Genomic DNA, 15,087 nt, shown 5'->3' with positions numbered 1-15,087 from the left:
GAACTCAAAGCACGGGCGCGCACATAGCGGAACCAGATCGACGGGCAAGCGTGCAGGAAAATTCCATCGTCGAATATGTCGGCCGTAGTTCTACTGGAGATCCGCGAATATTACCCAAATCTCAATCATTGGTTGCGAATACCTGCTATACAGAACGCGAGGAGAGAGCGGTGGGGTCATTCAGGTTTCGCATTGGAACAAAGCTCGGCATCGTCACCGGCGTGAGCGTTGTGCTGGTCTGCGGCATGCTGACCAACCAGATGCTCGGCAACCGGTCGATCGCCGAATCCAATCGCCTGGTCACGATCAACTACCTCAACAAAGGCAATGCGCAAGCGGCGCAGACGGCGATGGCGCGGGCGCAGCTCGCAGCTCTCGAGATCAGCTCCGCCTCGTCAGCCGGAGAGGTTGACAAGCTCCTCGAGAGTCTCCGCGCGCGAGCAGGCGAAGCCGGCGCGGAAATCGATACGGCCACCGACCGGGCGACCCGCAAGGTCACCCAGGACGCCTATCGTGAGACCAAGAAATTCGTCGATGCGTATCTGACCAGCGGCATTGAACTGGCGGGGGCGCAAAAGACCGTCATTGGCGCCCCCTCGGGCGGCGCCAGGACTGCCGCAGAATCGACGAAGGCCACCATTCTCGCAGAGCGTATGCGTCCGGCAGCCCTGGAAGTCAGCAAACGGATCGACGATCTGGTCGGCGTTGCCAACGAATTCGCCGCGCGCCGCAAGGGCGAGATGCTGGCCGAACTGGACCGCGTCGCCACCTTCGCATTGATCGTCGGCGTCTTCGTCGTTCTGACGTTGATCGGGTCCGCCGTCTTTTCCGTGTCGAACATCGCCCGGCCGATCCGGCGCATCGGCGACGTGCTTCTCCAGCTCGCCGCCGGCAACAAGGCGATCGAGATTCCCTACACGCGCCGCGGCGATGAAGTCGGCGACAACGCTCGCGCGGCTCAGACCTTCAAGGAAAACCTGATCCGTATCGAGCAGATGGAGGTTGAGCAGAAGAATCAGGAAGCCGCTGCGGCCGCTCAGCGCAAGGAAGAGATGACCCAGCTCGCCGGCGTGTTCGAAGCCGCGGTCGGCGGCATCATCGACTCTGTGTCAGCGGCCAGCCAGCAGCTCGAGGCAGCCGCCGGTACGCTGTCGGGAACCGCGGAAGAGACCCAGGAACTCTCCGGAATGGTCGCGGCGGCCTCGGAGGAAGCGTCCACCAATGTCGGAGCGGTCGCGTCCGCCGCCGAGGAAATGAGCACCTCGGTCGTCGAGATCGGACGCCAGGTCCATGATTCCAGCCGCATCGCCAGCGAAGCGGTCAGGCAGGCCGAGCGCACCGATGTCCGGATCAATGAACTGCTCAAGGCGGCGGGCCGGATTGGCGACGTCGTCAAATTGATCACCGCGATTGCCGAGCAGACCAACCTCCTGGCGCTGAACGCAACGATCGAGGCGGCGCGCGCCGGCGAATCCGGCCGCGGCTTTGCGGTCGTGGCGAGCGAGGTGAAGGCGCTCGCAGCGCAAACCGCGCGAGCGACCGAGGAAATCAGCGCGCAGATCGCCGGCATGCAATCGGCAACCGAGGACTCCGTCGGAGCGATCAAGGAAATCGGCGCGACCATCGCCCGCATTTCAGACATTTCGTCCACCATTGCAGCGACGATCGAAGAACAGGGTGCAGCGACGGCCGAGATTGCGCGCAACGTCAGCGAAGCCGCCAAGGGAACCGTCGAAGTCGCAGACAAGATCGCCCAGGTCAGTCATGGCGCGAGCGCGACCGGCGCGGCGTCGGGGCAGGTGTTGGCATCGGCGCGCTCGCTGTCGAGTGAAAGCAGCCTCTTGAAGACGGAAGTCGAGAAGTTCCTCAACACCGTGCGCGCGGTATGAAACTGCATAGCGGCGACGAGCACATCTTCAATGCTCGTCGCGTATGGATAGCGCCTCCGGGATTCCCCGGAATTGTCCGGCACCCCTGACAACTGTAGGTTGGAAAAGATCCAACGAGCAATCGCTCGTAGAACTCCCTACAGCGGGTCCTCCGACATGAACATCGACGCAATTTCAGCCGATTCGCTCGAACGAATGGCCGACCTCGTTCGGCAGCAGCACAGTTCCCTCGACACCATGCTGCTGTCCCCAGTGGGCGAATTCCAGAGCAGAGCCGTCACGCTCGCGACGTTGATGCGTGAAGTGACGGACTGCCTCGCCGAGGATTTCCTGCATCGTCCGGCGCAGGACTTTCCGATGCTCTATTTTGCATGCGGCAAGGCCAGAGTCGGCTCGACCGCCCTCAGCAATCTGTTCGGCATGACCGGCATGCCTTCATATTATCAACCGCTGAAGGCGATCCTGCGCGACGCGCTCGTCGGCCGCCCCCTGGCGCCCTGGATCATCCCCTCGGCAAACGACGAGCCGCACATCTTCAGCAAGGAAACGATCGGGCCCTACGTCCTTGCCGAGAGCTTGTTCAATCCGCTGCAGCTCCTGGTCGAAGCAGGCTATCCGCGGCACCGTCTGCATCTCATCATGCTCGATCGCGAGCCGGCGAGTTCGCTGGCATCATGGCTCGAGAAGCTGATTTCGCGCGCGCCCGAGGACACATTGCTGCGGCACTATGTCGTTGCCGCACTCAGCGCGGCCCGCGTCGCAAGTTACGCGCAACAACACGGCGTTCCCGTCACGCACTACGTCTACGAGGTAAGCAAGGAGGCCCTGTCGTCGGTGCGCGTCTTGTTCGACCGCCTCGGCCTTTCGAGCCGCTTTACCGAGAATGCCGTGACGTCATGGCGGGAACCGGGAGACGTACAAGCCAACAACGCGCGCGTCATCTTCCCGAGCGAAGCGACGATCTACAAGGTGCCCAATCTGCACACCTCCGATAGCGCCTATCGCTACCAGCGCCGCGCGACGGCCTCGGTGAGCGAAGCTCAGCTGGAGATTCTGGAGCGCTGCGGGGTCAATGACGCCTATCGAGCTTCGGTCGCGGCGTGCGTTCGCGATCTCGGCCTGAATGCGGCAATTTCGGCGCATCTGTTCGGCGACTGGTTCGCCGAGGCCGCGTGATCCGCATGCTGGACAATCCCACGAGCGCCGAACCCGCCCTCCTTGAAAGAACCGGCGGCGAGCAGCTTCACGCCGCCGGCCATCTTCGGCGCCTGGAGGCGGAAAGCATTCACATCCTGCGGGAGACGGCGGCCGAATTCCGCAGGCCGGTGATGCTGTATTCCATTGGCAAAGACTCCTCGGTGCTGCTGCACCTGGCGATGAAGGCCTTTCATCCCGGCAAGCCGCCATTTCCGCTGCTGCACGTCGACACGACATGGAAGTTCCGCGAGATGATCGCGTTTCGCGACCGTCGCGCGCGCGAACTCGGCATCGACCTGATTGTCCATACCAACAATGACGGCTTGAGCCAGGGCATTGACCCCTTCACCCACGGCTCGGCCCGTTACACCGACGTCATGAAGACCCAGGCGTTGCGGCAGGCGCTGGACCTCCACGGCTTCGACGCCGCGATCGGAGGCGCGCGGCGCGACGAGGAGAGATCGCGCGCCAAGGAGCGCGTGTTCTCGCACCGGAGCACGGCGCATCGGTGGGATCCGAAGAACCAGCGGCCCGAACTGTGGAGCCTGTACAACACGATGCTCGCGCCCGGCGAGAGCATGCGGGTGTTTCCGCTGTCGAACTGGACCGAGCTCGACGTCTGGGACTACATCCTGCTCGAGGACATCCCGATCGTTCCGCTCTATCTGGCGGCTTCGCGCCCGGTGGTTGAGCGCGACGGCGCGCTGATCATGGTGGACGATGAACGGATGCCGCTGCATGCAGGCGAAGAGCCGCGATGGCGCTCCGTCAGGTTTCGCACCCTGGGCTGCTATCCGCTCAGCGGCGCCACGGTCTCGACCGCGGCAACGCTCCCCGAGATCGTGCGCGAGATGATGGCCTCGCGCACCTCCGAGCGGCAGGGACGCATGATCGACCGGGACAGTCCCGCATCGATGGAGCGCAAGAAAGCGGAAGGCTACTTCTGATGTCCTATCACGAGGCACCCACGATCGCTGCCTCCGATGCGCCGCGGCTCGAACAGGACGATCGTCCGACGCTGCGTTTCGTCACTTGCGGCAGCGTCGACGACGGCAAGAGCACGCTGGTTGGCCGGCTGCTCTACGATTCCAAGACGCTGCTCGACGACCAGCTCGACGCGCTGGCGTCCGAGAGCCGGACGGTCGGCACCACCGGCGGCGATTTCGATTTCGCGCTGCTGGTCGACGGCTTGCGGGCCGAGCGCGAGCAGGGCATCACGATCGACGTCGCCTACCGCTTCTTCGCCACCAAGCTGCGCCGCTTCATCGTCGCCGACACGCCGGGGCACGCGCAGTATACCCGCAACATGGCGACCGGCGCCTCCAACGCCGATCTCGCCGTGGTGCTGGTCGATGCCCGCAAGGGCGTAATCACGCAGACGCGGCGCCACAGCCACATCCTGTCGCTGCTTGGTATCCGTCACGTCGTGCTCGCCGTGAACAAGATGGATCTGATCGGATTCGACGGGGATCGCTTTGCGGCCATCACTGCCGAATATCTGACCATGGCCGGACAGCTCGGAATCTCGCAGGTCCAGTGCATCCCTGTCGTCGCGCCCGACGGCGACAACATCGTCGCCGCCAGCGCGCGGATGCCCTGGTACGCCGGGCCGACCGTCACCGCCTATCTGGAATCGGTCGACGTTTCCGGCGATGTCTCGCAGCGGCCGTTCCGGTTGCCGGTGCAATGGGTCAACCGGCCGCATGCGGAGTTTCGCGGCTTCTGCGGGCGTATCGCCAGCGGAACGATCGCGATCGGCGAGACCATCGCCGTGCAGCCCTCGGGCCGCCAGACGCGCATCGCGCGCATTCTCACCCCCGGCGGCGAGCGCGACCGCGCTGCGGCGGGCGAATCGGTGACGCTCACGTTGACCGACGAGATCGACGTCAGTCGCGGCGACGTGCTGACGGCGGGGCCCGCGCCACAGGTCTCGGATCAGCTGGCGGCCCATCTCGTCTGGTTCGACGACGAGGCCATGGTCGCGGGCCGTCGCTATTTGCTCAAATGCGGCGCGGCCTCGACCGGCGCGGTGATCACGACGCTCAAGCACCGCATCGCCATCGACACCATGGCGCATGAAAGCGCTGCCACACTCGACGCCAACCAGATCGGCTACGCCCATCTCAGCCTCGACCGTCCATTGGTGTTCGAGGCCTATCGCGACGACCGCGACATGGGCAGCTTCATTCTCGTCGATCCCATCAGCCATCGCACCGCCGCCGCGGGAATGATCGATCTCTCGCTCCGCCGCGCCACTAACATTCATTGGCAGCGGCTTGCCGTCGACAAATCGGTGCGGGCGCGGTTGAAGCAGCAGCGACCCTGCGTGCTCTGGTTCACAGGGCTGAGCGGGGCCGGCAAATCGACGATCGCCGATCTCGTCGACCGCAGGCTTGCCGAACTCGGACGCCACGCCGCGCTGCTCGACGGCGACAATCTCCGCCACGGCATCAACCGCGACCTCGGCTTCTCCAACGCGGACAGGGCGGAGAACGTCCGGCGCACTGCCGAGATCGCGGCGCTGTTCGTCGATGCCGGCATGATCGCGCTGGTCGCGCTGATCTCACCGTTCCGCAACGAGCGCGAGCTGGCGCGCCAGCGGGTCGAGGCAGGCGAGTTCATCGAGATCCATGTCGCGACCCCGCTGGCCGAATGCGAGCATCGCGATCCCAAGGGGCTCTATCGCAAAGCACGGGCGGGAGAGCTGCCATCGTTCACCGGCATCGATCATCCCTACGAGACGCCGCAGGCGCCCGAGATCACAATCGACACGTCAGAAATGTCGAGCGACGCGGCCTGCGAGCGCATCATCGGTTATCTCAGGGACAATCACTATCTGTAGTGGCGGGAGTGGACGCCTTCCAGGACCGGCGATCGCTCAGAAGTCGGAGGCGATGCCCTTGCGCTCCCAGTCGCCGTAGCGGGTCGGCTCGGGTCCCTTCGGCCCCTGCAACTCCTTCGGCGCCGCCTTGCCGGCCTCTTGGGCCTGCGCGGCTGCGGCCTGTCGGCGCGCCTCGGCTTCGGCCAGCGCGCGCTGGGCTGCCGGCGTAAGCTGCTTGCGGTCGGGAACGGGAGGCTGATCACTCATCGCCAGGCTTTCTAGCGCAGGACGAGCCGCAACGCGATGTCCAATAACGCATTCCTGAAATCGGCCCGGAAGGGCTGAAAAAGCCGGAAGCGATTCTTACATTTGGCATATTCGCGTGCCAGAGATTGGGTTCTCAAGGCATGCGCCCATTGCGGCGGAACTGCCGCTTGCTCAGAACCTTGCTTCCGCATGCCATCTCAACGTTTCGCCCCTCCGTCCGAAGTGCCCGGTCTCGCGGCGCGACGGATTGCCGCCGACATCGTCGACGGCGTGCTGCACAAGCACCGTACGCTCGATGACCAACTCGACGGCAGCGGCGCCCATCCCGGACTGAAGACGCTTGCCGACCGCGACCGCGCGCTGATGCGGCGACTGGTCGCCACGGTGCTGCGCCGGCTCGGCACGCTCGGCCATGTGCTGTCCCGCCTGCTCGACAAGGGCATCCCCTCCGATGCGCCGCGCGCGCAGAGCGCACTCCTGATCGGCGCGGCGCAGATCCTCTGGATGGACGTGCCGGATCACGCGGCCGTCGACCTCTCCGTTCGCCTGGTGCAATCCGACCGGCGCGCCGCGCGCTATGCCGGCCTCGTCAATGCCGTGCTGCGCCGCTGCGCGCGCGAGGGCGCGGCGCTGGTCGAGGAGGTCGCCGCGCAATCGCTGGATCTGCCCCCATGGCTGCTCGCGCGCTGGAGCGCGCATTATGGCGAAGCAACCGCAAGGGAGATGGCACTGGCACTCGGCCACGAGCCTTCGCTCGATCTCACGGTGAAGTCCGATGCCGCGCAATGGGCGAACCGCCTGCACGGCGAGACGCTTCCGACCGGAACGGTGCGGATGCTGCTGCACGGCTCGGTGACCATGCTGCCCGGCTTCGCCGAGGGACAATGGTGGGTGCAGGACGCCGCCGCCGCGCTGCCGGCCCGGCTGTTCGGCGACGTCAAGGGCAAGTCCATTGCCGATCTCTGCGCCGCCCCCGGCGGCAAGACCGCACAACTGGCGCATGCCGGCGCGCAGGTCACGGCGATCGACCGCTCGCCGGCCCGGGTGATGCGGCTGCGTGAAAACCTGGCGCGGCTGTCGCTCCAGGCCGAGACCGTCGTCGCTGACGCCGTGGAATGGGCCGGCCCAGCCGAAGGCTTCGACGGTATTTTGATCGATGCGCCCTGCACATCGACCGGCACGATCCGCCGTCATCCCGATGTGGCATGGCTGCGGCAGGAATCCGATGTCACCGCCATGACCGTGCTCCAGCAGCGACTGCTGCGAAAATCGGTGTCGTTGCTCAAGCCGGGCGGCACGCTGGTCTACTGCACCTGCTCGCTGGAACCCGAAGAGGGCGAGCAGGCCGTGGCAACGCTGCTGGCGAGCGAGCCTGCGCTTCGGCGCGTCCCGATCGAGGCCGCGGAGATCGCGGGCCTCGACGAAATCATCACAGGGGACGGCGATCTGCGCACCCTGCCCAGCCATCTGCCGAACGCCGATCCCAAGCTCGGCGGTCTCGATGGGTTTTTCGCGACCCGGCTCGTTAAATCCTGATTTTGCACCGGATTTTGCGACCGCGACGCTGATTCGCACACGTTCAAGGTGGTGTCAGACGTCCGATTTTGGGATTAATAGGGATTCGTCGGAATCCTCTCCCCCTTCAAGGCAAAGCGTGTCGGTCGCTCAACGCAGACGTATCTCGACGCTGGTCATGAACCGCTTCGCGCGGAACATGCTCGCGCGCGCGAGCGGCGGTTCCGTTGCGCTGTCGCGGGTCTGGCCCGGCCGCACCGATCGGCTGATCATCGCGCCGCACGATCTGCGCACCGCGGATGCGACTCGCGCCGCCGAAATCTATGCCGGCCGCTTCGTCTTCGCCGGCAAGATCGTCAATTGCCACGGCCGTTCGATCTTCGATCTCGAGCCGCCGTCGGAGGATTGGGAAGTCGCGCTGCTCGGCTTCGGCTGGCTGCGCCATTTGCGCGCCGCCGACACCGCGCTGACGCGGGCGAATGCGCGCGCGCTGATCGAGGACTGGATCGCCAACCCCGCCAACAAGCGCCGCCCGGTCGCGCGCCGCGCCGACGTGCTGGCCCGGCGCGTGATCTCGCTGCTGTCGCAGGCGCCGCTGGTGCTGGGCGAGACCGACAACAAGTTCTACCGCCGTTACCTGCGCGCCCTCGCGCGCGAGATCCGCTTCCTGCGCTACACCATGGTCAACATTCCCGACGGGGTGCCGAAGCTCCAGGTGCTGATCGCGCTGTGCTATGCGGCCTTGTGCCTCGCCAACCAGGCGGGCCAAATCCGCAGCGCATCGAAGAAGCTGTCGGACGAATTGCAGCGGCAGATCCTGCCCGACGGCGGACACATCTCCCGCAATCCGGGCGCGCTGATCGAACTCCTGATCGACCTGCTGCCGCTGCGGCAGACGTTTGCTGCGCGTAATATCGCGCCACCGCCGGCGCTGCTCAACGCGATCGACCGCATGATGCCGATGCTGCGCTTCTTCCGCCACGGCGACGGTAACTTCGCGCTGTTCAACGGCATGAGCGCGACATCGTCCGACCTGCTCGCAACGCTGCTCGCCTATGACGACACCCACGGCGCGCCGATGGCGAACATGCCGCATACCGGCTTTCAGCGCCTCGATGCCGGCCAGACCACTGTGATCATCGACACCGGCCCGCCGCCGCCAGCCGGCGTCAGCCACGATGCCCATGCCGGCTGCCTGTCGTTCGAACTGTCTTCCGGCATCAGCCGCATCGTCACCAATTGCGGCATGCCGACCACGGGCCGCGACAATTGGCGGCCATTCGCCCGCGGCACCGCGGCGCATTCGACGCTGACCTATCACGATACTTCGTCGTGCCAGTTCGTCGAGATGTCGGCGATGAAGCGGCTCTTGCACGGCTCGCCGGTTACCAGCGGCCCCGTCGAGGTCGAGAGCTATCGCGAGATCGTGCAGAACGGCACGCTGCTCACGACCTCGCATGACGGCTATCTTTCTAAATTCGGCGCGATCCACCGCCGCGTGCTGATGATCGCCAATGACGGCGCGCGCATCGACGGCGAGGACACGCTGTCGCCGCCGCAGGGCGGACGCTTCAAGGGTGCCGACGCTGACTTTGCGCTGCGCTTCCATCTGCATCCGGCAGTGAAGGCGAGCCGGCTGTCTGATGCGCGCGGCGTCATGCTGGTGCTGCCGAACCGCGACGTCTGGACCTTCGAGGCGCTCGACGACAAGGTCGACCTCGAGGACAGCGTGTTCCTGGCCGGCAATGACGGGCCGCGCCGCACCGCCCAGATCGTGATCCGGCAGGACGCGCGGCAGGCGCCCTCGATCCGCTGGAGCTTTGTCCGCTCGACGGCATCGCCGACCGTCACCAATGCCCGCCGCAACGCTCGGCGCGAACCGGAACTTCCGCTGTAAACGCGCGGATTCAGCCCTATCTGGTCGTTGTGAAGCACGCCGAAAACTGCTATCGAGCCCTCGCTCGCGCGACTGGCGACCTTGGATGGAGCACCATCGGGAAGCGCGACACATATCTGCCGCGCGCCTGGGCATAGACACTCCTTAAGACAGAGGATCTTGCTCATGACTGACCATCCCCGCCGCGTCACCCGCGCCCTGCTTTCCGTTTCCGACAAAACCGGCCTGATCGAATTCGCAAAGGCGCTCGCCTCGCATGATGTCGAGCTGGTCTCGACCGGCGGCACTGCGAAAGCAATCGCCGCGGCCGGCCTCAAGGTGAAGGATGTTTCCGACCTCACCGGCTTCCCCGAGATGATGGACGGCCGCGTCAAGACGCTGCATCCGAAGGTACATGGCGGCCTGCTCGCGATCCGCGACAACAAGGAACATGTGGACGCGATGAAGGCGCACGGCATCGCGCCGATCGATCTTTTGGTCGTCAATCTCTATCCGTTCGAGGCGACCGTCGACAAAGGCGCCGGCTTCGAGGATTGCATCGAGAACATCGACATCGGCGGCCCCGCGATGATCCGCGCCGCCGCGAAGAACCATGACGACGTCGCCGTTGTCGTGGAGGCAGATGACTACAAGGCCGTGCTCGACGAGCTCGCCGCCAACAAGGGCGCGACCACGCTGAAACTGCGCCGGCGGCTTGCCGCGAAGGCCTATGCGCGCACCGGCGCTTACGATGCCGCGATCTCGAACTGGTTCAATCGCCAACTCGAGATCGACGCGCCCGACTTCCGCGCCTTCGGCGGCAAGTTGATCCAGTCGCTGCGCTACGGCGAGAACCCGCACCAGACCGCGGCGTTCTACGTGACGCCCGACAAGCGCCCGGGCGTCTCCACGGCCCGGCAGCTCCAGGGCAAGGAGCTCTCCTACAACAACATCAACGACACCGATGCGGCCTATGAATGCATCGGCGAGTTTGACGCCAAGCGCACCGCGGCTTGCGTCATCGTCAAGCACGCCAACCCCTGCGGCGTCGCGGAGGGATCAAACCTCGTCGACGCCTATCGCAAGGCGCTGGCCTGCGATTCCACCTCGGCCTTCGGCGGCATCATCGCGATGAATCGTCCGCTGGACGCGGATACGGCCCGCGAGATCACAAAAATCTTCACCGAGGTGATCATCGCGCCCGACGCCACCGAGGAAGCGATCGCCATCATCGGCGGCAAGAAGAACCTGCGGCTGCTGCTCGCCGGCAGCCTGCCCGATCCGCGCGCGCCTGGCCTCACCGCCAAGACGGTCGCCGGCGGCCTGCTGGTGCAGAGCCGCGACAACGCCGTGGTCGACGACATGACCTTCAAGATCGTGACCAAGCGCGCGCCGACCGACGCTGAAATGCGCGACCTCAAGTTTGCGTTCCGGGTCGCAAAACACGTCAAGTCGAACACGATCATCTACGCCAAGGATCTCGCCACCGTCGGCATCGGCGCGGGTCAGATGAGCCGGGTCGATTCGGCCCGCATCGCCGCGCGCAAGGCCCAGGATGCGGCGAACGAGCTGAAGCTCGCCGAGCCGCTCACCAAGGGCTCGGTGGTGGCGTCGGATGCGTTCTTCCCCTTCGCCGACGGCATGCTCGCCTGCATCGAGGCCGGCGCCACCGCGGTGGTGCAGCCCGGCGGCTCGATGCGTGACGACGAGGTGATCAAGGCCGCCGACGAGCACGGCATCGCCATGGTGTTCACGGGCACGCGGCATTTCCGGCACTGAGTCGATCGGCAAGGCGAGCTGCAAGAGCGAACGACGAACCCATCGACTTCGTCATTGCGAGCGCAGCGACTTGTCCGCCGAAGCCTTGGCGAAGGCGGAAGCAATCCAGTCTGTTTCCGAGGAGAAGCCTGGATTGCCTCGTCGCTTCGCTCCTCGCAATGACGAAGGATGAATCGCGTGATGCGACTAATCCCGCACCCGCATCAACAGCCCCAGCCCCGCGACGAAGAACACCACCAGCACCGCCATGCCGGCCTTCTGGCTTGCGGTCACCGCGGTGATCGTGCCGATCAGCAGCGGTCCGATGAAGGACGTCACCTTCCCGGTCAGCGCGAACAGGCCGAAATACTGCGCGATGCGGTCCTTCGGTGCGAGGTGGATCAGCAGCGTGCGTGAGGCCGCCTGGAGTGGACCGCCGGCCGCGCCAATGAGACAGCCCAGCACGAGATAGGCGCGCTCGGCCGCGCTCGAGAACAAGGGAGCGTCTGCTTGCGGCGGCGCGACCTTGATGAACAACACGCTGTCCTTGTCGACCAGGAGAATTGCCGCCACGGACAACAGCAGCACGAGCAAGCTGCCGGCGATGACGCGCTTCGGCCCGAGACGATCATCCAGCTTGCCGCCGAACCATGCGCCAAATGCGCCGGCAATCGCGAGCATGATGCCGAAGGTGCCGATCTGGATGGTGTGCCAGCCGAAGGTGCCCGCGGCATAGATGCCGCCAAAGGCGAACAGCGACACCAGACCATCCGTATAGATCATATTGGCGAGCAGAAATGCCGCCAGCGATCTCTGCTGCGGCAGGCTTCTGATCGATTGCCTCAGCTCCAACAGCCCCTCACGCAAAGCCTCGCGCACCGGGCGCTTCGCCGGATAATCCGGCGTGAACAGGAACAGCGGTGTCACGAAGACGATGAACCACAGCCCGGTCAGCGGCCCCACGATGCGATCGCCCTGATGGCTGACCGGATCGAGCCCGAACAGCGGCGTGAAGCCGAGTAATGTGCGGCCGGTCTGCGGGTTGGCCGCGAGGAAACCGAGCACGATGATCAGGCTGACGATTCCACCGACATAGCCGGTGGCCCAGCCGGTGCCGGAGAGCCGTCCGATGCGCTCCGGCGGCACCAGCGTCGGCATCATCGCATTGTTGAAGAGGGTAGCGAATTCCGCGCCGACGCTGGCGAGCGCGACTGCGATGAGCAGTGGCGGAATGATGGAGGGATCGCCGGGCTTGCCGATCCATAGCGTGCAGGATGCAACCACCAGCAGCGCACCGAACCCGGCGATCCACGGCTTACGGCGGCCCGAGGCGTCCGCGATGGCGCCCAGCACCGGCGACATCAACGCGATCGCAAGGCCCGCGGCCGCCATCGCAAATCCCCACATCGATTGGCCGGTGGCGGGGTTCGGCGCAATGCTGGTGGCGAAATAGGGCGCGAACACGAAGGTCGTGATCAGCGTGAAATAAGGCTGCGCGGCCCAGTCGAAGAAAATCCAGCTGACGACGGCGGCGCGCGGCGGATAGGTCCGCGCCACGCCGGCCATGCGCACATCCGGGGCGATCGTCGTCATCACGCAGTCCTCATCACGAACAGTTTTGCCTCTCTTGGGGCAAACCGTATAGCATTGCAGCGAGGCATGTGAACTGGTTCGAAGCCACGGCGGAAGCTTGATGATGTCGTCAAATTCGACAAGGCGGACATTTTTCGCCTTCATAGCCGCCCTGGCGTTTGGACTGTCACCGGCGGCCGCCCAGGATGCGCGACGGGCCTATGTCCCAGCCGCGCCTGACACGGTGCGCGCCGTCGCCGCCGAGCACGGCATGGTCGTCGCGCAGGAGAGGATATCTGCGCAGATCGGGGCCGATATCCTGCGGAGCGGCGGCAATGCGGTCGATGCTGCGGTTGCGACCGGCTTTGCGATGGCCGTGACCTATCCGCGTGCCGGCAATATCGGCGGCGGCGGCTTCATGGTGATCCATTCCGCGGACCGCAACGAAGACATCACGATCGATTACCGCGAGACGGCGCCGGCGGCCACCACGCCGCAAATCTTCCTCGGCGCCGACGGCAAGCCCGATACGGCGAAGTCACGGGATTCCGCGCTCGGTGTCGGCGTGCCCGGCACGGTCGCGGGCCTCGCTTTGGCATTGCAGAAATACGGCTCGGGGCAATTCACCCTGGCGCAATTGCTTGCGCCCGCGATCGCGCTGGCCCGCGACGGCTTCGCCGTCGGCGACGATATGGCCGACACGCTGCCTACCTGGCACCGGCGGCTGGCACGCTGGCCCTCCTCGGCGAAAATCTTTTCGCGGCCCGATGGCACGCCGCTGGGCGAAGGCGACAGGTTGGTGCAGGGCGATCTCGCTGAAACGCTCTCGTCCGTCGCCGCACAGGGGCCACGCGGCTTCTATGAAGGACCGGTCGCGGAAAAGCTCGCCAAAGCCGTGACCGACGCCGGCGGCATCATGACGCCCGCCGATTTGAAGGCCTATCAGGCCGTGATCCGCGCGCCGGTGCGCGGCAGCTATCGCGGCTATGACATCGTGTCGATGCCGCTGCCTTCGTCGGGCGGTGTCGTGCTGGTGGAGACGCTCAACATCCTCGAGGGCTTTCAGCTCGCCGATCTGAAGCAGGGATCGCCGGCATCGCTGCATCTTCTGATCGAGGCGATGAAGCGCGCCTACGCAGATCGCGCGCGCTATCTCGGCGATCCCGCCTTCGTCAACGCGCCGATCGAGACGCTCGTCGCGAAGGACTACGCCGCCAAGCTGCGCGCCGGCATCTCCGCCGAACGCGCCACGCCGTCGAAGGAGTTCGTTTCCGCGGCTCCCTCGCCGCGCGAGGGCAGCAACACCACGCATTTTTCCGTCGTCGATTCCAGCGGCAACGCCGTCAGCAACACCTATACACTGAACTTCAGCTACGGCGTCGGCCTCGTTGCCGACGGCACCGGCGTGCTGCTCAACAACGAGCTCGACGATTTCACCGCCGCAATCGGCGCCTCCAATGCCTACGGTCTCGTCGGCTTCGAGGCCAATCTGCCGGGCCCCGGCAAGCGGCCGCTGTCCTCGATGTCGCCGAGCATCGTGCTGAAGGACAGCAAGCCGGTGCTGGTGACGGGCTCGCCCGGCGGCAGCCGCATCATTTCGAGCGTGCTGCAGGTCATCGTCAACGTCCTCGATTACAGGATGGATGTTGCGGCCGCCGTCGCAGCGCCACGGCTGCATCACCAATGGTTGCCGGACGAAGTCCGTGTCGAGGGCGGCTTTCCGAGCGATGTTCTGGGTAAGCTGAAGGCGATGGGCCATGTCATCGTCGAGCCGATGGGGCAGACGTCGGCCAATTCGATTGTCGTGACACCCAACGGGCCGCTCGGCGCACCCGATCCGCGCACGCGCGGCGCAGAAGCTGCGGGGCAGTAATCGGCGCGTTCCTGACCGAGCTCTATCCAACGCGGCTGCGCGGCTCCGGCCAAGGCTTTTGCTACAATTTCGGCCGCGGGATCGGCGCGCTGTTTCCGTTCCTCGTCGGCGCGCTGTCGGCGTCGACCTCGCTTGCGAATGCGACCGCGATCTTCGCGGTGGTCGCTTACGCGCTGTTCTTCATCGCCGCCTTCGCGCTGCCGGAGACGCGCGGACGCGTGTTGCACGCGCACTAGCAGTCACTGTCATCCCGGGGCGGCTCGCAGAGCCGAACCCGGGATCTCGTCATTCCGGGTTCGCGCTTCGGGCGCCCCCGGGA

General features: G+C 65.5%; 10 protein-coding genes, 1 pseudogene and 1 riboswitch. Of the genes and pseudogenes, 9 read left to right on the top strand and 2 right to left on the bottom strand.

Annotated elements, in window-relative coordinates; genetic code table 11:
• The first annotated feature begins 170 nt into the window (after positions 1–170).
• From XI03_RS33065 to cysC, 4 genes are all read left to right on the top strand, one after another.
• Positions 171–1,889 carry a methyl-accepting chemotaxis protein gene (locus XI03_RS33065; protein WP_271594436.1) on the top strand — a complete coding sequence of 573 codons (1,719 nt, stop codon included), beginning with the start codon at positions 171–173 and terminating at the stop codon, positions 1,887–1,889.
• Positions 1,890–2,045: 156 nt separating this feature from the next.
• Positions 2,046–3,065, top strand: coding sequence for a sulfotransferase family protein (locus XI03_RS33060; protein ID WP_271594435.1), 1,020 nt, complete (start codon positions 2,046–2,048; stop codon positions 3,063–3,065).
• Positions 3,066–3,070: 5 nt separating this feature from the next.
• Positions 3,071–4,033, top strand: coding sequence for a sulfate adenylyltransferase subunit CysD (gene cysD, locus XI03_RS33055; RefSeq protein ID WP_271594434.1), 963 nt, complete (start codon positions 3,071–3,073; stop codon positions 4,031–4,033).
• Positions 4,033–5,928, top strand: a complete 1,896-nt coding sequence (cysC, locus tag XI03_RS33050) for an adenylyl-sulfate kinase (RefSeq protein WP_271594433.1) — start codon at positions 4,033–4,035, stop codon at positions 5,926–5,928. The genes cysD and cysC overlap by 1 nt, the downstream gene beginning before the upstream one ends.
• A 36-nt stretch (positions 5,929–5,964) precedes the next feature.
• Here the strand turns inward: cysC and XI03_RS33045 are convergent, their stop codons facing one another.
• A complete protein-coding gene (locus XI03_RS33045; protein WP_271594432.1) occupies positions 5,965–6,174 on the bottom strand; it encodes a DUF1674 domain-containing protein in 210 nt (69 codons plus the stop codon).
• Positions 6,175–6,363: 189 nt separating this feature from the next.
• On the opposite strand from XI03_RS33045, the gene XI03_RS33040 reads away from it, so the two are divergent.
• The 3 genes from XI03_RS33040 to purH all read left to right on the top strand — a co-directional run bounded on the left by XI03_RS33040 (position 6,364) and on the right by purH (position 11,344).
• Positions 6,364–7,710 (top strand): RsmB/NOP family class I SAM-dependent RNA methyltransferase, encoded by a 1,347-nt coding sequence (locus tag XI03_RS33040; protein WP_271594431.1) that lies wholly within the window; start codon positions 6,364–6,366, stop codon positions 7,708–7,710.
• A 157-nt stretch (positions 7,711–7,867) separates the two neighbouring features.
• Positions 7,868–9,586 carry a heparinase II/III family protein gene (locus XI03_RS33035; RefSeq protein WP_028139336.1) on the top strand — a complete coding sequence of 573 codons (1,719 nt, stop codon included), beginning with the start codon at positions 7,868–7,870 and terminating at the stop codon, positions 9,584–9,586.
• Between the two features lie 58 nt (positions 9,587–9,644).
• Positions 9,645–9,726: riboswitch (ZMP/ZTP riboswitch) on the top strand.
• Between the two features lie 25 nt (positions 9,727–9,751).
• Positions 9,752–11,344, top strand: coding sequence for a bifunctional phosphoribosylaminoimidazolecarboxamide formyltransferase/IMP cyclohydrolase (gene purH, locus XI03_RS33030; RefSeq protein ID WP_271594430.1), 1,593 nt, complete (start codon positions 9,752–9,754; stop codon positions 11,342–11,344).
• 186 nt (positions 11,345–11,530) lie between these two features.
• Here the strand turns inward: purH and XI03_RS33025 are convergent, their stop codons facing one another.
• Complete coding sequence (locus XI03_RS33025; protein ID WP_028139338.1) at positions 11,531–12,916, bottom strand: MFS transporter; 1,386 nt, start codon at positions 12,914–12,916, stop codon at positions 11,531–11,533.
• Between the two features lie 100 nt (positions 12,917–13,016).
• Here XI03_RS33025 and ggt point away from each other — a divergent pair, with 100 nt between their 5' ends.
• Together ggt and XI03_RS33015 are read left to right on the top strand one after the other, a co-directional pair.
• Positions 13,017–14,768, top strand: coding sequence for a gamma-glutamyltransferase (gene ggt / locus XI03_RS33020; RefSeq protein WP_271594429.1), 1,752 nt, complete (start codon positions 13,017–13,019; stop codon positions 14,766–14,768).
• A pseudogene (locus tag XI03_RS33015) lies at positions 14,768–15,004 on the top strand (MFS transporter); the annotation flags it as partial. The gene ggt and the pseudogene XI03_RS33015, both read left to right, overlap by 1 nt.
• Positions 15,005–15,087: the final 83 nt, after the last annotated feature.

Origin of the sequence: Bradyrhizobium sp. CCBAU 65884 (assembly GCF_028128835.1) — a bacterium.
GTDB lineage: Bacteria > Pseudomonadota > Alphaproteobacteria > Rhizobiales > Xanthobacteraceae > Bradyrhizobium > Bradyrhizobium ottawaense.
The sequence above is the reverse complement of the archived record's forward strand: the minus strand, read 5'-3'. Positions and strand labels throughout refer to the sequence as shown.

Excerpts from the sequence above, each read along its gene's own strand:
- XI03_RS33045 (WP_271594432.1), bottom strand. The coding sequence starts at position 6,174 with ATGAGTGATCAGCCTCCCGTTCCCGACCGCAAGCAGCTTACGCCGGCA.
- XI03_RS33040 (WP_271594431.1), top strand. The coding sequence starts at position 6,364 with ATGCCATCTCAACGTTTCGCCCCTCCGTCCGAAGTGCCCGGTCTCGCG.
- cysD (WP_271594434.1), top strand. The coding sequence starts at position 3,071 with ATGCTGGACAATCCCACGAGCGCCGAACCCGCCCTCCTTGAAAGAACC.
- ggt (WP_271594429.1), top strand. The coding sequence starts at position 13,017 with ATGATGTCGTCAAATTCGACAAGGCGGACATTTTTCGCCTTCATAGCC.
- purH (WP_271594430.1), top strand. The coding sequence starts at position 9,752 with ATGACTGACCATCCCCGCCGCGTCACCCGCGCCCTGCTTTCCGTTTCC.
- XI03_RS33035 (WP_028139336.1), top strand. The coding sequence starts at position 7,868 with ATGAACCGCTTCGCGCGGAACATGCTCGCGCGCGCGAGCGGCGGTTCC.
- cysC (WP_271594433.1), top strand. The coding sequence starts at position 4,033 with ATGTCCTATCACGAGGCACCCACGATCGCTGCCTCCGATGCGCCGCGG.
- XI03_RS33060 (WP_271594435.1), top strand. The coding sequence starts at position 2,046 with ATGAACATCGACGCAATTTCAGCCGATTCGCTCGAACGAATGGCCGAC.
- XI03_RS33025 (WP_028139338.1), bottom strand. The coding sequence starts at position 12,916 with ATGACGACGATCGCCCCGGATGTGCGCATGGCCGGCGTGGCGCGGACC.